Raw genomic sequence first — 21,991 nt, forward strand, 5'->3', positions numbered from 1 at the left:
CAAATTAATTATATGATTATATCTCTGATAGTTAATTGGAGTGTTTTTTTGTTATTCCAAATATTTTCATTGATTTGACCCAATACATTTAAACTATTTTTATAGTTCAATAAATATTCACCCACTTTATTGTTGATAGAATTAAATGATATTGAATTTATTGAAAAACCTGTTTTAGATTTCAAGATTAGTGAAATATGTTTATTATCTAGTATAGATGATTTAATAATTTTTAAATCTTTTAATAGAAATGTTGGATTAGGATTACCTGTACCAAAAGGTTCTATTTTTTTTATATCAACATAAAAATCCATATTTAAAGCAAGAGATGATACTTCTGCATCATATAAAAAAGTGTTATCTCTAAAAGAACCTAAATTTAAAAAATCTTTTTGAATAAAATCATCAAATTTTTTAAGATTATTTTTTTTTAATGTAAATCCAGCTGCAGCGTTATGTCCACCACCATTAACTATAATATTTTTATCAAAAGAATTTTTAATTACACGACCAATATTATAATTAAAAACAGATCTAGCTGATCCTTTTAATAATTCATTAGAATTAGTTATTACTATGGCTGGTTTATTAAAATAATCCTTTAGTCTTGCCGCTATTATTCCAATCAATCCTTCATTAATATTTGGGTTATAATAAATAACAATATCTTTATCTTCATTTTCTATTTTTTTAAAATCAATTTCATCCATTATTAATTTTTCAATTTTTTTTCTTTTATTATTAAGTTTTATTAGTTCATTAGATTTATTATTAACAATTTTTAAATTATCAGAAGCTAACAATTCTGATGCAAAATTTGATTTACCTAATCTACCACCTGCATTTAATATAGGACCTATTAAATAACCAAGGTCATTAATATTAAGTTTATTTTTCCTTTGGCTAAGATTAAATAATTCATTAATTGCAATATTTTTATTAATATCAAAATTCTTAAGTGTAATTATTGCAATTAACCTATTAAGTTTTCTTAATGGCATTACATCACATACTGTTGCTAATAATACATAAATTAGAAAATCAGATACTTTAAATTTGACTTCAATTTTTTTAATCAACAAGTCTAAAAAAAAATAAGTTAAAGTTGCTGCACATAAATAATCATATTCAATGTAACCATTACCCTTTTTAGGATTTATTATAAAATTTGCTTTAGGAAAGGGTTTGTTTATCTCGTGATGATCAATTATCAAAGATTTAATATTGTTTTCATTTAAAAATTCTATTGCTTTGTTAGATGTTGATCCACAATCTAGCATAATTATCAATTTTGGTTTCTTTAAAATTAATTTTTGAAATAGCTTTATAGAAGCACCGTAGCCATCTTTTTCTCTATCAGGTATATAGTAAAAGTATGGATGTTTTATATATTCAAAAAACCTTATAAATAATGATGTGGCTGCTGAACCGTCGACATCATAGTCACCTAATATACAAATACATTCTTTATTAATAATAGAATTAGTTACTAGTTCAACTGATTTTTTAAAATCTTCATTTTTTGAAAAAATATTATTAAGTTTTAAATTATTGTCTATACTATTTAGTTCTTCTTCATCAAACTTTCTTGAAACAACTAGTCTTGATAAAATATCACTAAGACTATAATCTTGTTTTAATTTTTCTATTAAATTTTTATTATTTTTTTTTTGTTCCCAATTTTTACCAGAGATAGAAATCATCCTTTAATAATAGTTGATTTCTTTATAATCTTTTTTAAGTGAGTGTTTTTATGAGTAACTAATGTTTCGGATATATAATTATTGTCTCTAATTTTTATGCCAGTAAGCACATCGTTTGTAGTGATTCCTGTTGCACAGAATATCGAGTCACCCTTTATAATTTCATTTAACTCATATTTTTTATTAAAATCTGTAATACCCATTTTTTGTGCCTCATGTTTATCTTTATCATTATCAAATATAAATCTTCCCTGAAAATGACAATCAAAAGTATCAAGTGCACAAGCAGCTAAAACCCCTTCTGGTCCACCTCCTATACCTAAAAAAATATCAACATTATATTTTGGGTTTGATACATATAGAGCACCAAGAACATCCCCATCAGTAATTAACTTAATCTTTACATTTAATCTTTTTAATTCATCTATTATCTTTTTATGTCTTGGTCTATCCAAAATGCAGGCTGTAATAGATGAAATATCTTTGTTCATAAAATCTGCTAAATTGTAGATATTTTTTTTTAATGGGTTATCTAAATCAATTAAACCCTTCTCTACTTTGCCAGTTGAAATTTTGTCCATGTAAGTTTCTGGAGCATTAAATAGGTTTCCTTTTTCAGCAATAGCTATAACTGAAATAGCTCCAGGTAAATTATTTGCAGCAAAATTAGTCCCTTCTAATGGATCAACAGCAATATCAAAACTTGGTCCATTTTTACTACCAAGAAGTTCGCCAGTATATAACATTGGTGCTTCATCTAATGATCCTTCTCCAATAACTACTTCACCAGAAATATCCATCTTATTTAATTCAAATCTCATTGAGTCTACTGCAGCTTGATCTGCAGCAATTTTATTTTTTTTTCCAACTAAATAAGAAGATGCTAATGCCGCTTTAGATGAAACATTAATAAATTGATCAATATATTTTTTATCAATACTCATTAAATTTTTTCGTCAACAGACTCAGTGGAATTTATAACATTTTCAAATTCTCTCAAACGTTTATAGACACTTGCTAGTTCAATAATAGTAGGCCATGCTTTTAACAAGTATTGCATTGACCCCTCAACTCTTCCAAAAGCTCTTATTATTTGTTGCATAACACCCAAAGTTACAACCCCTGCAACAATAGCAGGCGCTAAAAAAACATAAGCCGATAATACATTTGCCTGTAAGTACGCCATACGACCAACATTAAAATATAAATATCTTATATAACTTAAAAAATGAATTGAACGAACATCATCAAATAGTTCGTTTATTGTTTTTGGCCTAACATTAATATCATCTTCAGCTACTACTAATATTTTTCTATAAGCGGCCTCTTTTTTTTGAAGATCATACTCCACACCAACTAAACGTAATATCCAACCAAGTCCTATCAAGAATGCTGTGCCTCCCAATGTCCAAATTAAAGCTCCTGTTATTAGCCCATACTGCCAATCACCAAAAAAGAAAATTGGTATACCAAGTGACAATCCTAAAAGTATGGGAACGAACTGAATTAATACCATAACTGATTCAATAAAACTTGTTCCTAGTGACTCCATAATACGAGTAAACTTGATTGTATCTTCTTGGACTCTTTGAGAAGCACCTTCGATTTTTCGAGCTTTATCATAAACAGAATGATACCATTCAACCATTGCAGTTCTCCATCTAAATAAAAAATGAGCTGTAAAAAAACTTATTGCTACATAAAGAGCAATATACATTCCAGCAAGAGTAATAAACGAAGCTAAACTTGCCCAGTATTCATTAATTGTTATTGCATTTGGTGAAGCTAGAGCTTTTTGTATCATATCATAAAAAACACCAAACCATTCATTTATCTTTACGTCAATTTTTACTTGAATCCATAACGAAGATAGAATCACAAAAGATCCTAACCATGCCCATAAAAACCATTTTTTTTGTGAAAAAAATTTAAACATTTAAATTATTTAAGAAAATTATCAGCATAAGATTTTTTAATAGTTTTTCTTTTTTGAGGTTCTATTATTTCATAATCTATTTTATTTTTTTTTGCATATTCAACAGCTAATTCTTTAGTTGAAAACTCCAAGTTTAATTCTGAAAGAGTATTGGAACTTGTTTCCCAACCCATTAAAGGATTAACACCAGAGTTTTCTGTTTCAAATCTGATAATCCATTTATCAGATTTTCCTAATCCAGATTGCATGGAGTTTTTTGTTGGTATATAAATTTTAGCCTTGTTCATAAAAAATGGTCGGGGCGGCAGGATTTGAACCTGCGACCCTCTGGTCCCAAACCAGATGCGCTACCAGGCTGCGCTACGCCCCGATTGACGTACTAATACATTAGATATTGAAAATTTCAAAGAATAAACAACATCAAAAATGAGTCTTTTTCAAAAGAATCTGGTATACAATAATAATGATCATTACATGCATTAACTGTCACAAAAAATTTGAAGTAGATGCAAGTCTTATACCAAAAGCTGGAAGACTGCTTCAATGTAATGGCTGTAATTATAAGTGGTTTTTCGAAAAAGAAAAAGCAAACATACCCGTCAATCCAATTAAGATTATTGAAAATACAGATGAAATTAAGCTATCTGAAAAAATATCTGTATCTAAAAACATTCAAAGTTTTAGTAATATAGAACTTTTAGACCAAGATATTAAGGATGATTTTACAACAAAAAAAAAAATAGACAAAAGTATAGATGAATCTATTAAAAAAGTTCCTTCAAAAAATAAAAATAGTTATAACTTATTAGGATTAACTGTAGTTTTTATAATAACTTTTATAGCTCTAATTATTATTTTAGACACTTTTCAGGAACCTTTAAGTAAAATTTTTCCTAATATTGAAATAATTCTTTATAATTTGTACGAAACAATCAATGATATTCGACTATTTTTAAATGATTTAACTTAATACTATGATCAAATCTTTATCAAAACCTTTTAAATGGTTCTTTCAACTAGAAGCAGCAAGTGGACTAGTTTTGTTGATAGCTGCAATTATTGCTTTATATGTAAGTAATTCAAATTTTAGCTCATTATACTTTGATACTCTAAACACTTACTTATTTATTGGTATAAATAGTTTTGGTTTAAAATTATCTGTCCTTCACTGGATAAATGATTTGTTAATGGCAATATTTTTTTTCTTTGTAACACTAGAAATAAAACGTGAATTTATTCAAGGTGAATTATCAAATTTTAAGAAAGCATTATTACCAATTATCGCAGCAGTTGGCGGCATGGTAATACCTGCACTTTTCTATATTGTTATTAATTTTGGAAACTCAGAAACTTTAAATGGTTGGGCAATTCCATCCGCTACTGACATAGCCTTCTCATTAGGAATTTTATCTCTATTGGGTTCGAGAGTACCAATTTCTTTAAAAATTTTTTTAACTGCTCTTGCTATTATTGATGACCTGGGTGCAATCCTAATTATTGCTTTTTTTTATTCTGGTGATTTAAGTGTAAGTTATTTAAGTTTAATCTTAGTCTCTTACATTTCTTTATTAATTCTAAATAAGTTAGGAATTAAAAGATTTCTACCATACTTGATAATTGGTTCTTTCATGTGGTTTTTTACATTTAAATCTGGAATACACGCAACGATTGCTGGAGTACTTTTGGCATCTATAATACCTCACAGAATAAAAACTAAAGATTTTTCTTTATTGATTAAACTTGAGCATGCAATAAGTCCTTATGTTGCTTTTATGATTATGCCCATTTTTGCATTTGCGAATGCGGGAGTTTCATTGACTGGCTTATCATTTTCATCATTATTACAACCTGTTCCACTTGGAATTCTTCTTGGTCTATTTATTGGAAAACAAGTTGGTGTTATGATATTTTCGTTTATAGCTGTTAAATCAGGTGTAGCTGAAATGCCAGATAATTCAAATTGGTTTAGTTTATACGGTGTTTCAATTTTAACTGGTATTGGATTTACAATGAGTTTATTTGTTGGAAATTTAGCTTTTATGGAAAACACTGAGTATATGGATGGTGTTAAAATTGGAGTATTGGCAGGCTCTCTTCTTTCTACTCTATTTGGCTACTTTTTATTATTATTAAGTTCAAAAAAATAATTTATGTTTTGCAAAAAGTACTTTTTAGTTTTAATAAGTTTTATTATGTTCTCATTCATACAAAAAGTTGAAGCAAAATATGAAAAGGTTTTCTTTGATTTAACTATTAAAATTATAAATAAAGATGAAATAAATTTAGATAATTTTAAAGGAAAAACTATTCTACTAGTAAATGTAGCCAGTAATTGTGGATTTACTAAGCAATATTCAGCTCTACAAACACTGTATGAAAAATATAAGGAAAAGAATTTTATTGTTATTGGTGTTCCATCAAATCAATTTGGGGGACAAGAACCAGGTTCAAATGATGAAATTAAAGATTTCTGTGAAACCAACTTCAATATAACATTTCCATTAACAGATAAGGTTGATGTTAAAGGAAGTAACGCACACTCAATATACAAATGGGCAAAAAAAAATCATGGGAGATCAACAATACCTAAATGGAACTTTCATAAAATCTTAATTGGTAAAGATGGAAAAATTCATGACACATTTAACTCGTTTATCACCCCCTTATCTGACAAAATAATAAATCAGATTGAATTAATCTTATAAATTAATAGTCATACCATCATATCCAGGAACTATATTTTTTGGTAAAATTTTTCTAAGCTGATCATAATCTAAATCAGTATGCATATTTGTTAAAATTACTTTTTTTGGTAGCAAGATTTTAACTAAACTTAATACTTGGTCTAGATTAAAATGTGCTGAATGATGCTTATACCACAGACAATCAATAACTAAATATTTTAATTTCATTAATTTTTTATAATCTTTTTTATAAAATAAACTTATGTCACTGGCATAAGCTAGTTTTTTATTTATTAAATAACAAATACTTTCAATTTTTCCATGTTCAACAGATATTGATGTGATGTTGATTTTTTTATTTTTACTTTTAAAAATATGCTCTTTTTTTAATTTATTTAGTACTAAAATAGAAGGATAATAGCCATAATTTTTAAAACAGTATTTAAAATTTGAATTTAAATATTGTGAAGTTTTGTGATCAGCAAAAATTGGTATTTGTTTTTTTCTAGTCAAAAAAAAAGGACGTAGATCATTAATTCCATGTGTTTGGTCAGCATGTAAATGGGTATAAAAAACTTTCTCAATTGATTTAATCTTATTTTTTAATAGTTGTGACCTTAAATCTGGAGATGTATCAATCAAAATATTTTGATTATTAAATTTAATTAATGCAGAACATCTAGATCTAAAATTTTTTTTATTATTCAAATTACAATTACCAGCGAAACCATCTGCTCTTGGCACACCCATTGAACTACCGCTTCCTAATATTATAAATTTTGTAGACATTATTTTTTAAGTGTTAAAAAGATTATTAAAATTATCTGTAGTTATATTAGACATATCTTTTACTGTTTTTTCTTTAAGGAAGGCTAATTTTTCAAGTGTATACTTAATAAAACTTGGTTCATTTTTTTTTCCTCTCATTGGTATGGGGGCTAAAAATGGACTATCTGTTTCAATGAGTAATTTTTCAGAAGGAATATTTTTGAAAGTTTTTTGAAGATCCAAACTATTTTTAAAAGTAATAATTCCACTTGCAGAAAAAAAAGCATCTAATGTCAGAAGTTTTTTTGAGAAAGCATGTGAGCCAGTAAAACAGTGCATCAATATTTTTAAATTACTACCTTTATAAGAGTTAAGGATATCAAAAGTCTCTTCTTCAGCATTTCTAGAATGAATAATTACTGGGATGTTAAGCTCTATAGATGCTTCTATATGTTTTTTAAAACTTTCTATTTGTATAGTTTTATTACTATAGTTGTAAAAAAAATCTAAACCTGTCTCACCTATCCCAATTATTTTTTTATTTTGTTTGACAGCTTCTATAATTAGGTTTTTGTCAATATGATTGCTTTCAGTTTCATGAGGGTGGATACCGTAAGTTCCATAAATCATTTCATTGTTTTTAACTAGTATTTTGATTTTTTCAAAACTATCTATTGTTGTGCATATTGATAAAAGTTTTGTAATACCAACTTCTTTAGATCTGATAAGAATATCAGTAAGATTTCCAAACAAGGGTTCATTATCTAAATGACAATGTGAATCAATCATTTCTTTTTTCAACTTTCTTAAACAATATGTCTATTTTTTTTAGACCGTTCCCAGATTTTAAAAAATCGTGAGAAGCTATTGACTCAAAATTTATATCATCAGAATTAAGATTAAATATTTTTAAAGCTTTTTCAATAGTATCAGGAATTATAGGATAAAGCATGAACGAAATTTTTCTAATCATCTCTAAAGATGTATAAACAATTGTATTTAATCTGTCTTTATCATTTTTTTTTTTCCAAGGTTCTTGATCATTAAAATATTTATTAGCTTCGAATAAAGAATTCACAATAAAATCTATATAATAGTTGATATTTTGCTTATCAATTTCTTGCCTTATGTTGTTTAAATTTTCTTTAAATCTATTTAATACTTTAAAATCATCTTCATTAAATTTATTTTTGTTAGGAATTTTTGAATAGCAGTTTTTTTCAGCAAAGGCTGTTACACGTTGACATAAATTTCCATAATTATTTGCTAAATCACTGTTGATACAATCTTCAAGCCTGTCCTTAGATATGCTTCCATCATTACCAAAAGAAACTTCTTTAATTAGATAATATCTTAAAGGATCAAGACCATAGGTATTGATTATATCTAAAGGATCTAGAATATTTCCTTTTGACTTAGACATCTTTTCTTCACCTGATAGAATCCAACCATGACCATAAACTTTTTTTGGTAATGGAATTTTTGCAGCCATTAAGAAGGCTGGCCAATAAATAGCATGAAATCTTAATATATCTTTACCAATCAAATGAACAGATGCAGGCCAAAATTTTTTAAATAGATTATCCTTTGTATTTGGGTAGTTGAGTGCGCTGATATAATTAGTTAAAGCATCTAACCAAACATAAATAACATGTTCAGAATTATTTGGTACTTTAATGCCCCAAGAAAAAGCTTTACGACTAATAGATAAGTCTTTCAAACCATTCTTAACAAAACTGACAACTTCATTCATTCTTGATTGTGGAGATATAAAATCAGGGTATTTTTGATAATAATCCAGAAGTTTATTTTGCCATTTTGATAATCTAAAAAAATATGACTCTTCCTCAATCCATTCCACAGGTGATCCAGAAGAAATCGAAATTTTTAAACCATTCTTTTCAGTTATCTCATCTTCACTATAAAAAGCTTCGTCTGATACTGAATACCAACCCGAGTATTGTGACATATAAATATCATCATTTTTTTCAAGTTCTAACCATAAATGTTGTACTGTTTTTTTATGTCTATCTTCAGTAGTTCTTATAAAATCTGTATTGGATAAATTTAATGTCTGTGAAAGATCTCTAAACGTTTGACTTATTTGATCACAAAATTTAAGTGGTTCTATATTCATAGTTTCTGCTGCTCTTTGGATTTTTAAACCATGTTCATCAGTGCCAGTTAAAAAATGTACATCATAACCATCCATACGTTTAAAACGTGCAAAAAAATCTGCAACAATACTTGAGTAAGCGTGACCCATGTGTGGTTTAGCTGAAGGATAATAAATGGGTGTTGTGATATAATAGTTTTTATCCATTTAGTATCTTTGATTTAAATTCTAAAAACAAACATTCTTCATCGAGATTAAACTTTTCCGTATTATAAATTCTATTATTAAAATTATAATAAAAATCTAATAAAGAATTTTTTGTGTTACTTGTTTTATATTTTTTTAAAAAAAACAAATTAATTAAGTTAACTAATAAGTATTTAACAATTACATTCTTTTTGTAATGACCGTTATCAATTAAAAAATTTAATAAATTAATTAAATTATTTTTTTTCAAATCTATATTATTAACTATTGAAAAATCAATTAAATTTACAATATCACCTGGTGAATTGTAATAACTAATTAAATCATAACTAATTAAATCAAATATATTTACATTCAATATTTGATTTGTGACAAGTATAGATTCATTAAATGTGAAACAAATCTTGAATATCAAACATCTTGATTTTAAAGTAGGTAAAATATATTTTTCATTGTTATTAATTAAAATAAAATAAATATTTTCATTGGGCTCTTCTATTATTTTAAGTAAGGCGTTTATTGAATTTTTATTTAGATTTTCAACATTGTCTATTAATATAAATCTAGGCATATTATTAAATGATGATTTATTAGTATAAGTGATCATTTCTCTAACTTGATTAATATCAATGTTTTTTTTATCACTTAATAAATCAATTAAATAAAAATTTGGATGTGAATTACTTTGTACTAATTTAAAAGATTTATTTTCTTTATGTATGCTAAATTTTTTTAAGTCATACTTAAAATCTTCATTAATTGAAAAAATATAATTCACAATATGGTAGGCTAATGTTGATTTACCCAAACCTTTTTTACCTGAAAGTAAAATCTTATTAGGCATTTTATTTATATTATAAAGATTTACAATTTCGTTGAAAAAATTGTTCATACCGTATAATTGTGTATTTTCTGATGGTTTTAATTTCATATTTAAATTAAGTTTTTTATTTTATCTAGAATAATTTTTTCATTATGTTTGATATCAAGATTAGAATTAACATGCATATATCTCTTAGGATTCTTTTTTAATATTTTTACAAAACCTCTTTGCACATTCTTATAAAAATTATGATTAAATTTATCATATCTATTTAAATTTTTTCTTTCTATTAATCTTTTTCTCATATTTCTTTGACTAACTGTGTTTAGAAAAGTAAAATTAATATTAATTCCTTTTATTAAGAAATCATTGATAGTCTTAATAAATTCAATCTTTATACCCATGCCATAATGTTGATATGCAATTGTTGAATCTGAAAATCTATCAATTAATATAATTTTTTTACCAACATTTTTTCTTATCAATTCAACATTTTCACTTCTTGCTGACAGATATAACAATAAATCAGTATACTTGTTAAATGTAGAGTTATTATTAAGTATAAGCTTTCTAATTTTTTCAGAGTTTACATTTCCACCAGGTTCTCTAATTTTGATAAAGCTTCTATTTTTTTTTTTTAAATATTTAGCGATTTTATCTATATGGTAAGATTTACCAGTTCCTTCAATACCTTCAAATACTATAATTGGTTTTTTAGACATCGCCCCAAATCAAAAAATTAATTGATTTCATCAATCTAGAAAAAACATTTAATTTTTTAACATCTTCAATTGCAAATAAATCATACTCTTTTATCAGCTCATTTTTGTATGATACTTTTAATTTTCCAACTATAGCATCTTTTTTAATGGGAGCTTGAATAGGACCATTATAAAGTATTGAAACTTTTAAATTCTTTTTTCGTGCTTTTGGAATTGTTTTGTAGATACTTTCTTTAACATATACACCAACAGTACTTTTTTTACCCAACCAAACATCAACCTGGCCTATAGGTGTACTTGTTTTAGCAATTTCTATCAGATCAAAACTCGTCAATCCCCATGTTAAAAGTTTAGCACTTTCCCTAGATCTATCATTTTTTGTATTAAACCCACTGCCAACAGCTATTAATCTTCTTCCTTTTCTATAAACCGAAGAAGCCAAAGAATATTTTTCAACAGCTAAATATCCAGTTTTAATACCATCTGCACCAAGACTTTTGTACAATAGTGGATTTCTGTTACCTTGACTTATTGGGTCACCACCAGTCCTATCCCAAGTAAATTCTTTTTCTGAAAAATATTTGTATTCTTCAGGAAATTTTTTAATAAGATAATTAGACATAATCATAATATCTTTAACCGTAGAAACGTTATCAGGATGATTAATTCCTGAAGAATTAGCAAAATTTGTGTTATCCATACCTATTTCTTTTGCTTTAGATGTCATCATAATCGCAAACTCATCCTCTGTACCAGCTATTCCTTCAGCTAAGGCAATACATGCGTCATTGCCTGATGCAATTATTATTCCTTTTAGCAAATTTTCTACACTTACTTCATCACCAACCATTATAAACATTGAAGAATAACCAGCTGAAGATAATCTCCAAGCATTTTCGGAAACTAAAAATTTATCGTTTAAATTTAAATCACCACTTTTAATCAAATCAAAAGCAATAATAGCAGTCATGATTTTTGTCATAGACGCTGGGTATATTGATTTATCAGGTTCTTTTTCATATAAAATTTCACCTGATAGAAAATCTTGCAATATTGCAGTTCTTGCACTAATTTCAAAAGCAGCTTTAGAGCTTAAAGTTAATAGCAATGTTATTAAAATTGTTAAAAATTTTATTTTAATCATTCTTTATAATTTCGATGTTTTCAAATTGAAGTATGCTTATATCATTATATGATTTTTTTAGAGAATTAATGTTGCTAAAAGGACCTAAGTAAACTCTGTATTTTTTATTATTTATTTTTTTGATCTTTGCTTTATTCACTAAACTATATGCATTGATTCTATTAAGCATAGATAACGCCGTATTTTTAAAGTAAAAATCAGCAATTTTAATTGAGTATAAAAATTTCAAATTCTGTTTTTTTTTGACACTTTTTTTGGGTATGTTTAAATCATTGATACTGATCTCATTAACTGGCGCTTTAACAGCTACATTTCTTTCTTCATCATAAGTTTTTGCTTTTTTAGCAACAAAAATCGAATTACCACGTATTTCTGAAATTTCTACAAACGGTTGGCTTTTATCTAAATCCAACTCATCTGCTATTCTAATAGATAGCACTGAATTATTAAAGGATGGATATGATGAATTTTTTCCAACAACCCCTATTATTGATTTATCATTTAAAATATTTCTTATTATTACCTGTGTGTTAAGTTTTAAATTTTTTTGAAAAATAACCAAACTTCGTTCTTCTATTTTTTTACTTAATATTTTTTTTTTATAAAGATTATCACTATAAACTAAGGCAAATCCTTTATTCGAATAAACATTTTCTATAGTTTTATTATGTTTATTGTTAAGTAAATTATTGGTTGTGCAATTCGATAATAATAAAAAAATTATTATAGATAAGATATTTTTATAAAGCATTTTCAAACTTATTTTTTAGAGTGCATACTGCTAAACCAAATCTTAAAGACCTATTCCATTGAAGAATTTTTTCATAATTATCAAAAACTATATAAGCTGGCTCTAAATTTTCTGCATCTGGTATAATATCTTTATCTGGTGTTATGATAGCTCCAAATAAATTTTCACTTATGGAGTATGTTTCATTATCTTTAATATATTGTTTCAAAATTTTAAATTTATTTTTATTGTGTAATTTTTTAGCAGATGTATTCAATAGTTTTTTTGGTACATTTTTATTTAATGAAACTTTTATAAAACAAGGTTGATTTTTTTTCCAACCAATTTTATTTATATAGTTGGCTGCTGATGCAAAAGAATCTTTTGTAGATTTAAGTTCAATAACATCATCTTTATCATAATCGATTGCATACTTTTCAATTGTTGAAGGCATAAATTGAAAATTACCAAAAGCCCCTGCCCATGATCCATATAAAATGTTGTGATCAATTTTATTTCTTTCAACTAGTTGAAGTATAGTAATAAGTTCTTTAGTAAAAAATTTAGATCTTCTTTTATCAAAACTCAATGTAGCCAATGAAGATAATATGTCCATTTTACCAACATAAGTTCCAAAATTTGTTTCTATGCCCATCAATGCTAGTAATAAACTTTTTTCTACTGAAAATTTACTATCGATTGAGTTAATAAAACTCTGATTTGATTTATATAAATCAGTACCCTTTTTAACTTTAAGGCTAGAAGTTCTCTTGGATACATAAGTTTTTGTATCTTCATAAAACTCGGGTTGAAAACGATCGTACTTTATAACTTTAGGTAAAAAGACTACATGAGACATTGCTTTATCAAATGTCGTCTCACTAATTTCATTTTTTAATGCATATATTTTAAAATTTTTTAACCAATCATCAAATGAAATATCATTTGCAAATAATGAGCTATTATTAAAAAACAAAAATATAAATATAAAAAAATTTCTAGTTATTTTCATATAAATCTTTTAAATAAATAAATACAGCAATCCAGATTAAAATGAAACTTACTAATTTCATGATTGAAAAAGGCTCATTATAATAAAAAAAACCCAATATAAATTGAAAAGTCGGTGTTATATAAAATATCATACCTGTTGGACCTAATCCACAGAGCTCAACACCACGTACATATAAAAATAGTGGTATTACAGTCATTGGCCCAGCCAACAATAATAAAAGCATTAAAGATGGATTTGAAAAAGAAAAATCATTATAACCTTCTTGGTGTATTATATAAAATACAGCTAAAGCAAATGGTAAAATAAAAAGACTCTCTATTAAAAGACCTACATCAGTATCAACATTAATTTTTTTTCTTAATAAATTATAAAAGCCCCAGCTTAGTGCTACTACTAAACCAACCCACGGTATGGACTTCATACTTGTTAAAATTAAAAAGATTATTGAAATTAAAACTAAAATTATAGAAATTTTTCTTTTTGTATTTAATATTTCTTTAAAAAAAATATTTCCCAATAAAACACTTAAAATTGGCATAATAAAATACCCAAAACTTGCATCAATAATTTGATTATTGGTTACGGCGTAGATCCAAACAGCCCAATTTACAAATATTAAGAATCCTGAAAAAAAAAGAGTAAATAAAATTCTAAAATCTTTAATAATGAACAAAAATATTTGCCATTTTGAAAAATAAGATGTTGTAATTAACAAAAAAAAAGCAGTCCAAATACATCGATGTAAAACTACCTCTATATGTCCAACAAAAGAAATATATTCAAAATAAATGACTCCAATTCCACCCCACCAAAATGAACCAAGGGCTGTTAATGCAATACCTTTATTGAAGTCATTATTTTTCATTGAATAAAAAGATTAAACATATAATCCATTAATTAAGCTTATTGTCTATTTTATTGTTGAATTAATAAAATTTGATTATAAAACGAAGCTAACGGAGAGATGGCAGAGCGGTTGAATGCACCGGTCTTGAAAACCGGCAAAGGGGCAACTCTTTCCTGAGTTCGAATCTCAGTCTCTCCGCCACTATTCATTTTCATAATTGTAGTTCTCAAATAATTCTGTAATTTTTGTATTTTTAATTTCAATTGTCAGCTGTAACCCTTGATTGAGTTTATATAGATTTTCATCATCATAATCTAACATGTTGCACAATAGTAATAATTCCTCTTTATTTAATTGATTAATATATTTTTTTGTAAATGAACTTAATAATTTATCCATTTCTTTTGTGCCACGGTAGTTTGAACGGTAGATTATTTTATTTTTTAAATCCTTTATATTAATGATCATAAGTTTTATTGTATTACATCTAACATGAAAAATAAAAATAATTACGATTATTTATTATCAGATTTAACAAAATTAAATGGTGTAGGTAAAAAAACTATGGAGATTTTAAAGAAAAAAAAGGTTAATAATATTTTTGATCTTTTGTGGAGGCTACCTAAGTCATATACAGATAGAACATTTGTAACTAAAATATGTGATCTCCAAATAGGAAAAGTTCAAACTATTAGAATAGTTCCGTTAAAATATCAGTTTCCAAGAGTTAGACATTTACCAAATAGAGTAAACTGTATTGATCAATCAGGGAAAATAGATTGTATTTTTTTTAATAGTTATGAAGGATACGTTAGAAAAATTTTACCATTAAATGAAGAAGTTACTATAAATGGAAAGGTTAATTCTTATAAAGGATGCTACCAAATAACAAATCCCACATATGTTTCTCAAGATAGTTCTTTAGTCGAAACTGTAGATAACAAGTATTCTTTAACAGAGGGAATTACAGAAAAAACTTACAATAAAATTATTAAGCAAATTTTACAAAATTTACCAATATTAAATGAGTGGCATGAAAAAGATGTGTTAAAAAAATTCGATAATGAAAGTTGGAATAATTCAATAATTAAATTACATGATCCAACTAATATAGAAAATTATAAAGCAAATTTTTACAAAAGATTAGCTTATGATGAAATTTTAGCATCCTTTTTAGTTAATTCTGAAATTAGAAAGAAAATTAAAAAAATTAAGAAAATCTCAAAAAAATTTACAAAAAAAGCTCATAATGAAATTATCAATAAATTAAATTTTGATCTGACTAATGATCAAGAAAAAACTTTAAATGAAATAAATATAGATCTAAATTCAAAATGTAAAATGTTTAGACTTCTGCAGGGTGATGTTGGTAGTGGAAAAACTATTGTTTCTTTAATTTCAGCCTTAAGTGTAATTAACTCTGGTTTTCAAGTAGCTTTAATGGCTCCTACAGAAATACTGGCAAGACAACATTTTATATTAGCAAAAAAATTATTTCCTAAAAATATATCAATAGAGCTACTATCAAGCAAAAGTGAAAATATAGAAAAGAAAAAAATTATTAAAGAACTTAAATCTAATAAAATTAACATGGTTTTTTCTACTCATGCAATTTTCCAAAAAAAAATAATTTTTGCAAATTTAGGTTACATTATTATTGACGAACAACATAAGTTTGGTGTTAGACAAAGAAAACTTCTATCAGACAAAGGTGGTGATAATTGTGATGTACTTTTAATGTCAGCAACACCAATACCAAGAACTTTAACTATGTCTGTTTATGGGGACATGGATGTTTCTATTATCAAAGAAAAGCCAAGCAATAGAAAAGAGGTTAAGACTTATAGCAAGTTAGAAAATAAGATAGATGATGTTATTAAATTTGTTAAAAAAGAAATAAAAGAAGGTAATCAAGTTTTTTGGGTGTGTCCATTAATAGAAGAGTCTAAAAAGTTAGACCATCAATCATCGGTTAAAAAATATAAATTTCTTAATAAAATATTTCCTAACGATGTTGCATTAATTCATGGGAAAGTTGCAAATGATGAAAAAGAAGAGATTTTAAAAAAATTTTTAGATAAAGAATACTCGATTTTGGTATCAACAACAATTATAGAAGTTGGTATCGACTTTCCCAATGCTAATGTAATAATAATTGAAAATGCAAATAAATTTGGATTATCCCAACTACATCAATTAAGGGGAAGAGTTGGTAGAGGAATAAAGCAGGCTAGTTGCATACTTATGTTTAAATCTAATTTAAGTGCTAATGCAAAAAAGAGAATTAACATTTTAAAGAATTCAAATGATGGATTTGAAATTTCTGAAGAAGACATGAAATTAAGAGGTTTTGGTGATTTATTAGGATTTAAACAAAGTGGTCTTAAAAATTTTAGATTGGCTGATCCTATTCAAAACGAAGATTTATTTTTAATGGCTGAAAAACAAATTCGAAAAATAGAAATGGAAAACATAAATATTGATAAATATAAAGCATTACTTAAATTGTATGATCAGGCTGATATTATTAACGATATGGTTTAGACTTTTTGTTTAGATGTACCTGCTGAAACAATAAATTTAGAAGCTTCTTCAAATGACATATCTAAATAAATTAAATCATCTTTCGGTATCATTAACAAAAAACCACTTGTTGGATTTGGAGTTGTGGGAACAAAAACATTTATAAGATTTTGATTTGTTTTATTTTTAATTTCACCAGTATTTTCTTTTGTAGCAAAACCTACAGCCCAAGACCCTTTTCTTGGATACTCAACTAAAACAACACTTTTTTTATTACCTTCTTGATTTCTAAAAGAATCAGTCATTTGACCAATGGCTGAGTAAATAGTTCGTAAAATAGGAATTCTTTTAAATAAATCGTCAATAATCTGTAAAAATTTTTTACCTAAAAAGGATAAAGAAAGACCACCTACGATAGTGATAAAAATAATTGTTAAAATTATTTCCACACCTGGTATAGCATAAGGAAGATATGTGTTTGGATTTAAACCAGATGGAACTAATGTGGCTGAAAGATTAATCAGGAATTTACTTAGGTAAAGAGTAAATCCTATTGGTATAAGGACAATAACTCCCGTTACAAAGTAGTTTCTTAATTTTAAAGCAATAGATTTTTTTTTCTTATTGGACATAGAATATTTAATGATAACTTGAATAAATAACAAATGAAACTGATATAATAAACAGGATAGCTAAAATTTTATTGTTTAAATTCATTGTTTTTTATAGTTATATAAATATCAAAATTTTATTAAAATGAATAGAAGAAAATTTTTAGGTTATATGGGTTGCGGGTGTTCTGGATTAATAATGAATGCGTGCTCTACAACACCAATTACTGAAAGAAGACAATTTAAGATAATTCCCGAATCAAAATTAAATGCTCAGGCAGCTGAAATCTATGAAAAGGTTAAAAAAAAAGAAAAAATGAGCAAAGATATAAAAACTCTTAATGAAATTAAAACTATTGGAAAAAGAATGGAGGATTCAATTTCAGAATATTTTTACAAAACTGGAATTGATGATCCAACAGTAAATTTTGATTGGGAATATATTTTAATTGATAACAAGAAAATAAAAAATGCTTGGTGTATGCCTGGTGGTAAAATTGCTGTTTATACAGGGATTTTAGATGTTACAAAAAATACTGATGGTTTAGCTTCAGTTATGGGTCATGAAATAGCTCACGCTGTTGCAAAACACTCTGTAGAGAGAGCTAGTAGAGGTGTACTTTTAAATACAAGCACTCAACTTATTGATATCTTTTCTGGTGGTAAATTATCTCAAGTAAATAGAGTAACAGGTATGAATACAGTGGGGCTTCTTTCTCAGATTGGTATAATGAATCCTTTTTCAAGAACACAAGAAAGTGAAGCTGATTATTTAGGAATGATCTTTGCTTCTTTATCGGGCTATGATGTTAGAGAAACTAAAAAATTGTGGGAAAGAATGAAAGCAGCGAATAAAGGTAAAGAGCCACCACAGTTTATGAGCACACATCCGTCCTCCTCTAAAAGAATAAAAGATCTTACAGAGTGGGAAAATGGAATAATATTAGATTATCCCCCTATTAAAATAAGTTAGGAATTATTTAGTGGTGAGCCCTGATGGACTCGAACCATCGACCCATTCCTTAAAAGATAATTACACAACAACATAATTTCCAATTTAAAAGAAAAAACCTTCGTTTAACGTTAGTATGAGCCAATTAAAAGTTAACAAACACGTAAAATCTAAATTATAAAACCGTACACTTTTCGTACACTCAGATTTTTCAATTTTGAATAAAAGTGTGCGAAAAGGAATTACACAACAGGTGTGCGAAAAATTAGAGTGTTTTTTAAAAGTGTGCGTTTTTTTGATGTGTAGTTCCTTGTGGAGGAATTACTTGCTGAGTAGTTCCTAGTCATTCAACTCTTGCTATTTGATATTAATATTTATCATATTTTTTTTTCATTTTTTTTATCATAGCTTTTAATGATTTTTTTGCATCTGGTAGTAATGCGGTATTATTAATGAGATCATCGTTATCACTTCCTTTAATCAAGTTAATATATTTAATAGCCATTTTGTAATCTTTTTTTACACCTTGACCATTTGAATACATAGCTATCACTTGTGCAACTGCTGGAATAAATTTATTATCAGCTGCCATCTTATAAAATTTAAATGCTTTTTTATCATCTTTTTTGACACCATATTCATCAAAAATATTTGATTTGCTGTCATACATATTGCCCAACTGGAATGTTGAAGAAAAATCTCCCTTTTTTCCAGCCATTTCCAAATACTTAACACCTTTTTTAATATCTTTTTTTTTTAATAAACCATCCATATAAAATTTTTTAGCTAAAAAATAATAACTAGTAGATTGATATTTATGTTTTTTTTTAATACTTAAATTATGATACTTGTAACTTGCTTTAAGATTTACAGGGACGCCATCACCATTAAAATACATCATAGCTAAATTAAAATAGGCTTTACCATAACCTTTCTTTGCAGATAATTTCCACCATTTCATTGCTTTAGAATAATCAACTGCAAAATCTTCACCAGCCCAATAATTAAAAGCAATCAGATGTTGTGCCTCTGCATCACCTTTTTTTGCTTTTATAATTAATTTATCAAGTTCAGTCATCACCCCACCATATTAGATTTATCCTAAAGTACTTATTAATTTGTTAATTTTTTTATATAAAATTATTTCATCATCTGAATTATTCATAGATAGTTTTTCATTTAAACCTAGTTTTTTTTTTAAAATATTATCTAAAAAAAGTTCAGCTTTATTTAGACTTTTAAAGGTTTTATTTAAAAAAGAATACTCGCCAGACTGGGCTTCAAAATCTTCATACCAAAATGAAATAAAATATGTTGAATTAACTTTAGAAAAAATTATATGAAAAGCATAAGCAGCAGCTAAGTCAATTTCATCAATAATAACTGAAAATTCATATTTTTTTTTTGGGTTAATTAATTTAAAATTACTATTGATTGAAGGCAGCAAAGATCCTTTTTCTTCTAAATCTTTCCAATGCTCTATGAGGTTATTTTCTTTATTGTAAAGATAATTTAATATTTCATCATAAGTTTTTTTACCATTAAATTTACTAGAACACGCAACTAATAAAAAAACGCCTGCTTCTAAAAGTATTAGGTTATGCCAAGTGTTTGGTTTAGTAGGCTTTTTGTTAAATTCAATCAATCCTATAAAATCTTTTAAGCTAAAATTGTCTTTAAAATATTTTAATTTGTTATTCTTCATCACCCCACCCTAACAAACAAATCACAAGGTGTACACTTGGTCAACACTTTGACTAGTTTTATTGGGATTTTTTGAATGACGTAGAACCGTCGACGTCGAATATTTTGGTGAGCCCTGATGGACTCGAACCATCGACCCATTCCTTAAAAGGGAATTGCTCTACCAACTGAGCTAAGGGCCCACATAAAAAAAACCAAAGTTGAAATCAAAGTTTTTTATCTAATTTCAAAAAAAAACTTTTGGTGAAGTCTCCTTTAAAATTTTTAAATTTCTTTACACTTAAAAATTTAAATAATAAAAAAAATTAAAACTTGGATAATTTTTATTACCAAAAAACATTCTTTATTGCATAACTTCAGAAATTGCAAATATTAAAATTACAACTTATCAATGTATTCATCATGAAATTTATCAAATGTTCCTTTTTTGATATTTTCTCTAATTGCAGACATTAATTCTTGATAAAAATTGATATTATGAAGAGTAAGAAGTGTAGATCCCAATATTTCATTAGTATTAAAAAGATGATTTAGATAATTTTTTGAATATTTGTTTAGGTTTAAATTTGAACAATTTATATCTAAGGGTTGGTTGTCATTTTTGAATTTATTATTTTTTATATTTAAGCGGCCTTGCCATGTAAATGCTAAACCTGTTCGACCTGACCTTGTTGGCATCACACAATCAAACATATCTATTCCACGTTTAACGGCACCTAAAATATCAGTTGGAGTTCCAACGCCCATTAAGTATCTTGGTTTATTTTTAGGCATAGCTTCTTTAATTTCATCTAAGACTTGAAACATCTCATTTTGAGTTTCACCGACAGCTAAACCTCCTATTGCATAACCATCAAAACCAATTTTTTCTAATGCATTAAGTGATTTTAACCTTAGTTCTTTGAACAATCCACCCTGAACAATTCCAAATAACCCTTTGTGTGGATTTGATCCAAAAGCAACCTTAGATCTTTCTGCCCAATAAATAGACAGTTCCATCGATTTTTTTATTATACTATGGTCAATTATTTTTTTGGGGCATTCATCCATAATCATTATAATATCTGAGTCTAAGCCTTTTTGTATTCTTATGCTTTCCTCAGGGCTTAATATAAATTTTTTACCATCTACATGCGAATTAAAAATTGCACCTTTTTCTCTATCGATTTTATTTAATTTTGAAAGAGACATAACTTGAAATCCACCTGAATCAGTAAGTATTGGAAGTTTACAATTCATAAACTTATGAAGTCCACCGGCCAAAATTATTCTATCAATACCAGGTCGTATCATTAAATGATATGTATTTGATAATATTATTTCTGAACCGGTTTTTATAATATCATCAATTAAACAAGCTTTAACCGTAGCTTGTGTTCCAACAGGCATAAAGGCTGGAGTTTGAATATTTCCTCTATTAGTTGAAATTAAACCAGTTCGTGAAAATTTATCTCTGGTAATGACATTAAATTCAAAATTTTTTAATGCCATAAATATATAATTTTA

At 26.5% G+C, this 21,991-nt stretch carries 23 protein-coding genes and 3 tRNA genes; 6 read left to right on the forward strand and 20 right to left on the reverse strand.

Going from position 1 to position 21,991, the window contains the following annotated elements; genetic code table 11:
• Positions 1 to 8 precede the first annotated feature (8 nt).
• From recJ to VP91_RS05780, 5 genes are all read right to left on the reverse strand, one after another.
• The gene (gene recJ, locus VP91_RS05760; protein WP_169036502.1) at positions 9 to 1,703 is read right to left on the reverse strand and encodes a single-stranded-DNA-specific exonuclease RecJ; all 1,695 of its coding nucleotides are present in this window, start codon (positions 1,701 to 1,703) and stop codon (positions 9 to 11) included.
• Positions 1,700 to 2,647 (reverse strand): class II fructose-bisphosphatase, encoded by a 948-nt coding sequence (gene glpX, locus VP91_RS05765; protein ID WP_169036503.1) that lies wholly within the window; start codon positions 2,645 to 2,647, stop codon positions 1,700 to 1,702. Before glpX ends, recJ begins: the two co-directional genes overlap by 4 nt.
• Entirely contained in the window at positions 2,647 to 3,639 is a 993-nt protein-coding gene (locus tag VP91_RS05770; RefSeq protein WP_169036504.1) for a putative transporter, read from the reverse strand. Before VP91_RS05770 ends, glpX begins: the two co-directional genes overlap by 1 nt.
• 5 nt (positions 3,640 to 3,644) lie before the next feature.
• Positions 3,645 to 3,926, reverse strand: coding sequence for an ETC complex I subunit (locus tag VP91_RS05775; RefSeq protein ID WP_169036505.1), 282 nt, complete (start codon positions 3,924 to 3,926; stop codon positions 3,645 to 3,647).
• A gap of 6 nt (positions 3,927 to 3,932) precedes the next feature.
• Positions 3,933 to 4,009 (reverse strand) — tRNA-Pro (locus VP91_RS05780).
• Positions 4,010 to 4,102: 93 nt separating this feature from the next.
• On the opposite strand from VP91_RS05780, the gene VP91_RS05785 reads away from it, so the two are divergent.
• From VP91_RS05785 to VP91_RS05795, 3 genes are read left to right on the forward strand one after another with little or no spacing between them, the layout of a single operon-like run.
• Positions 4,103 to 4,609 (forward strand): zinc-ribbon domain-containing protein, encoded by a 507-nt coding sequence (locus VP91_RS05785; protein WP_169036506.1) that lies wholly within the window; start codon positions 4,103 to 4,105, stop codon positions 4,607 to 4,609.
• Positions 4,610 to 4,613: 4 nt separating this feature from the next.
• Complete coding sequence (gene nhaA, locus VP91_RS05790; RefSeq protein ID WP_169036507.1) at positions 4,614 to 5,786, forward strand: Na+/H+ antiporter NhaA; 1,173 nt, start codon at positions 4,614 to 4,616, stop codon at positions 5,784 to 5,786.
• A gap of 45 nt (positions 5,787 to 5,831) precedes the next feature.
• Entirely contained in the window at positions 5,832 to 6,344 is a 513-nt protein-coding gene (locus tag VP91_RS05795) for a glutathione peroxidase (protein ID WP_169036508.1), read from the forward strand.
• On the opposite strand, the gene VP91_RS05800 is transcribed toward VP91_RS05795, so the two are convergent.
• The 9 genes from VP91_RS05800 to rarD are packed head-to-tail and all read right to left on the reverse strand — an operon-like array spanning position 6,339 to position 14,713.
• Complete coding sequence (locus VP91_RS05800) at positions 6,339 to 7,112, reverse strand: MBL fold metallo-hydrolase (protein WP_169036509.1); 774 nt, start codon at positions 7,110 to 7,112, stop codon at positions 6,339 to 6,341. The genes VP91_RS05795 and VP91_RS05800 overlap by 6 nt on opposite strands.
• Before the next feature lie 6 nt (positions 7,113 to 7,118).
• On the reverse strand, positions 7,119 to 7,880 hold the full coding sequence (locus VP91_RS05805; RefSeq protein ID WP_169036510.1) for a TatD family hydrolase: 762 nt from the start codon (positions 7,878 to 7,880) through the stop codon (positions 7,119 to 7,121).
• Positions 7,873 to 9,414: a methionine--tRNA ligase gene (gene metG, locus VP91_RS05810; RefSeq protein WP_169036511.1), complete on the reverse strand. Its 1,542-nt coding sequence runs from the start codon at positions 9,412 to 9,414 to the stop codon at positions 7,873 to 7,875. Before metG ends, VP91_RS05805 begins: the two co-directional genes overlap by 8 nt.
• Positions 9,407 to 10,345, reverse strand: coding sequence for an AAA family ATPase (locus VP91_RS05815; RefSeq protein WP_169036512.1), 939 nt, complete (start codon positions 10,343 to 10,345; stop codon positions 9,407 to 9,409). Before VP91_RS05815 ends, metG begins: the two co-directional genes overlap by 8 nt.
• Positions 10,346 to 10,347: 2 nt before the next feature.
• The gene (tmk, locus tag VP91_RS05820; RefSeq protein ID WP_169036513.1) at positions 10,348 to 10,959 is read right to left on the reverse strand and encodes a dTMP kinase; all 612 of its coding nucleotides are present in this window, start codon (positions 10,957 to 10,959) and stop codon (positions 10,348 to 10,350) included.
• Positions 10,952 to 12,103, reverse strand: coding sequence for a D-alanyl-D-alanine carboxypeptidase family protein (locus tag VP91_RS05825; RefSeq protein ID WP_169036514.1), 1,152 nt, complete (start codon positions 12,101 to 12,103; stop codon positions 10,952 to 10,954). The genes tmk and VP91_RS05825 overlap by 8 nt, the downstream gene beginning before the upstream one ends.
• On the reverse strand, positions 12,096 to 12,854 hold the full coding sequence (locus tag VP91_RS05830; protein WP_169036515.1) for a hypothetical protein: 759 nt from the start codon (positions 12,852 to 12,854) through the stop codon (positions 12,096 to 12,098). The genes VP91_RS05825 and VP91_RS05830 overlap by 8 nt, the downstream gene beginning before the upstream one ends.
• A complete protein-coding gene (locus VP91_RS05835) occupies positions 12,844 to 13,845 on the reverse strand; it encodes a lytic murein transglycosylase (protein ID WP_169036516.1) in 1,002 nt (333 codons plus the stop codon). Before VP91_RS05835 ends, VP91_RS05830 begins: the two co-directional genes overlap by 11 nt.
• Positions 13,832 to 14,713 carry an EamA family transporter RarD gene (rarD, locus tag VP91_RS05840; RefSeq protein WP_169036517.1) on the reverse strand — a complete coding sequence of 294 codons (882 nt, stop codon included), beginning with the start codon at positions 14,711 to 14,713 and terminating at the stop codon, positions 13,832 to 13,834. Before rarD ends, VP91_RS05835 begins: the two co-directional genes overlap by 14 nt.
• 93 nt (positions 14,714 to 14,806) lie before the next feature.
• Between rarD and VP91_RS05845 the strand changes: the two genes are divergently transcribed.
• Positions 14,807 to 14,896, forward strand: a tRNA-Ser gene (locus VP91_RS05845).
• On the opposite strand, the gene VP91_RS05850 is transcribed toward VP91_RS05845, so the two are convergent.
• A complete protein-coding gene (locus VP91_RS05850) occupies positions 14,897 to 15,163 on the reverse strand; it encodes a succinate dehydrogenase assembly factor 2 (RefSeq protein ID WP_169036518.1) in 267 nt (88 codons plus the stop codon).
• A 24-nt stretch (positions 15,164 to 15,187) separates the two neighbouring features.
• Between VP91_RS05850 and VP91_RS05855 the strand changes: the two genes are divergently transcribed.
• Positions 15,188 to 17,239, forward strand: a complete 2,052-nt coding sequence (locus tag VP91_RS05855) for an ATP-dependent DNA helicase RecG (RefSeq protein ID WP_169036519.1) — start codon at positions 15,188 to 15,190, stop codon at positions 17,237 to 17,239.
• On the opposite strand, the gene VP91_RS05860 is transcribed toward VP91_RS05855, so the two are convergent.
• Positions 17,236 to 17,850, reverse strand: a complete 615-nt coding sequence (locus VP91_RS05860) for a DUF502 domain-containing protein (RefSeq protein ID WP_169036520.1) — start codon at positions 17,848 to 17,850, stop codon at positions 17,236 to 17,238. The genes VP91_RS05855 and VP91_RS05860 overlap by 4 nt on opposite strands.
• A 124-nt stretch (positions 17,851 to 17,974) precedes the next feature.
• Between VP91_RS05860 and VP91_RS05865 the strand changes: the two genes are divergently transcribed.
• Positions 17,975 to 18,802: a M48 family metallopeptidase gene (locus VP91_RS05865; RefSeq protein ID WP_169036521.1), complete on the forward strand. Its 828-nt coding sequence runs from the start codon at positions 17,975 to 17,977 to the stop codon at positions 18,800 to 18,802.
• Between the two features lie 346 nt (positions 18,803 to 19,148).
• On the opposite strand, the gene VP91_RS05870 is transcribed toward VP91_RS05865, so the two are convergent.
• The 4 genes from VP91_RS05870 to tgt form a co-directional block, all read right to left on the reverse strand.
• Positions 19,149 to 19,859, reverse strand: a complete 711-nt coding sequence (locus tag VP91_RS05870; RefSeq protein WP_169036522.1) for a tetratricopeptide repeat protein — start codon at positions 19,857 to 19,859, stop codon at positions 19,149 to 19,151.
• A gap of 18 nt (positions 19,860 to 19,877) precedes the next feature.
• Positions 19,878 to 20,486 (reverse strand): hypothetical protein, encoded by a 609-nt coding sequence (locus tag VP91_RS05875; RefSeq protein ID WP_169036523.1) that lies wholly within the window; start codon positions 20,484 to 20,486, stop codon positions 19,878 to 19,880.
• Positions 20,487 to 20,591: 105 nt separating this feature from the next.
• Positions 20,592 to 20,667 (reverse strand) — tRNA-Lys (locus VP91_RS05880).
• 196 nt (positions 20,668 to 20,863) lie between these two features.
• Positions 20,864 to 21,976, reverse strand: coding sequence for a tRNA guanosine(34) transglycosylase Tgt (gene tgt, locus VP91_RS05885; RefSeq protein ID WP_169036524.1), 1,113 nt, complete (start codon positions 21,974 to 21,976; stop codon positions 20,864 to 20,866).
• Positions 21,977 to 21,991: the final 15 nt, after the last annotated feature.

Origin of the sequence: Candidatus Pelagibacter communis (assembly GCF_012932795.1) — a bacterium.
Classification (GTDB): domain Bacteria; phylum Pseudomonadota; class Alphaproteobacteria; order Pelagibacterales; family Pelagibacteraceae; genus Pelagibacter; species Pelagibacter ubique_S.

Coding starts and splice junctions, on each gene's coding strand:
- recJ (WP_169036502.1), bottom strand. CDS start 1,703: ATGATTTCTATCTCTGGTAAAAATTGGGAACAAAAAAAAAATAATAAA.
- glpX (WP_169036503.1), bottom strand. CDS start 2,647: ATGAGTATTGATAAAAAATATATTGATCAATTTATTAATGTTTCATCT.
- VP91_RS05770 (WP_169036504.1), bottom strand. CDS start 3,639: ATGTTTAAATTTTTTTCACAAAAAAAATGGTTTTTATGGGCATGGTTA.
- VP91_RS05775 (WP_169036505.1), bottom strand. CDS start 3,926: ATGAACAAGGCTAAAATTTATATACCAACAAAAAACTCCATGCAATCT.
- VP91_RS05785 (WP_169036506.1), top strand. CDS start 4,103: ATGATCATTACATGCATTAACTGTCACAAAAAATTTGAAGTAGATGCA.
- nhaA (WP_169036507.1), top strand. CDS start 4,614: ATGATCAAATCTTTATCAAAACCTTTTAAATGGTTCTTTCAACTAGAA.
- VP91_RS05795 (WP_169036508.1), top strand. CDS start 5,832: ATGTTCTCATTCATACAAAAAGTTGAAGCAAAATATGAAAAGGTTTTC.
- VP91_RS05800 (WP_169036509.1), bottom strand. CDS start 7,112: ATGTCTACAAAATTTATAATATTAGGAAGCGGTAGTTCAATGGGTGTG.
- VP91_RS05805 (WP_169036510.1), bottom strand. CDS start 7,880: ATGATTGATTCACATTGTCATTTAGATAATGAACCCTTGTTTGGAAAT.
- metG (WP_169036511.1), bottom strand. CDS start 9,414: ATGGATAAAAACTATTATATCACAACACCCATTTATTATCCTTCAGCT.
- VP91_RS05815 (WP_169036512.1), bottom strand. CDS start 10,345: ATGAAATTAAAACCATCAGAAAATACACAATTATACGGTATGAACAAT.
- tmk (WP_169036513.1), bottom strand. CDS start 10,959: ATGTCTAAAAAACCAATTATAGTATTTGAAGGTATTGAAGGAACTGGT.
- VP91_RS05825 (WP_169036514.1), bottom strand. CDS start 12,103: ATGATTAAAATAAAATTTTTAACAATTTTAATAACATTGCTATTAACT.
- VP91_RS05830 (WP_169036515.1), bottom strand. CDS start 12,854: ATGCTTTATAAAAATATCTTATCTATAATAATTTTTTTATTATTATCG.
- VP91_RS05835 (WP_169036516.1), bottom strand. CDS start 13,845: ATGAAAATAACTAGAAATTTTTTTATATTTATATTTTTGTTTTTTAAT.
- rarD (WP_169036517.1), bottom strand. CDS start 14,713: ATGAAAAATAATGACTTCAATAAAGGTATTGCATTAACAGCCCTTGGT.
- VP91_RS05850 (WP_169036518.1), bottom strand. CDS start 15,163: ATGATCATTAATATAAAGGATTTAAAAAATAAAATAATCTACCGTTCA.
- VP91_RS05855 (WP_169036519.1), top strand. CDS start 15,188: ATGAAAAATAAAAATAATTACGATTATTTATTATCAGATTTAACAAAA.
- VP91_RS05860 (WP_169036520.1), bottom strand. CDS start 17,850: ATGTCCAATAAGAAAAAAAAATCTATTGCTTTAAAATTAAGAAACTAC.
- VP91_RS05865 (WP_169036521.1), top strand. CDS start 17,975: ATGAATAGAAGAAAATTTTTAGGTTATATGGGTTGCGGGTGTTCTGGA.
- VP91_RS05870 (WP_169036522.1), bottom strand. CDS start 19,859: ATGACTGAACTTGATAAATTAATTATAAAAGCAAAAAAAGGTGATGCA.
- VP91_RS05875 (WP_169036523.1), bottom strand. CDS start 20,486: ATGAAGAATAACAAATTAAAATATTTTAAAGACAATTTTAGCTTAAAA.
- tgt (WP_169036524.1), bottom strand. CDS start 21,976: ATGGCATTAAAAAATTTTGAATTTAATGTCATTACCAGAGATAAATTT.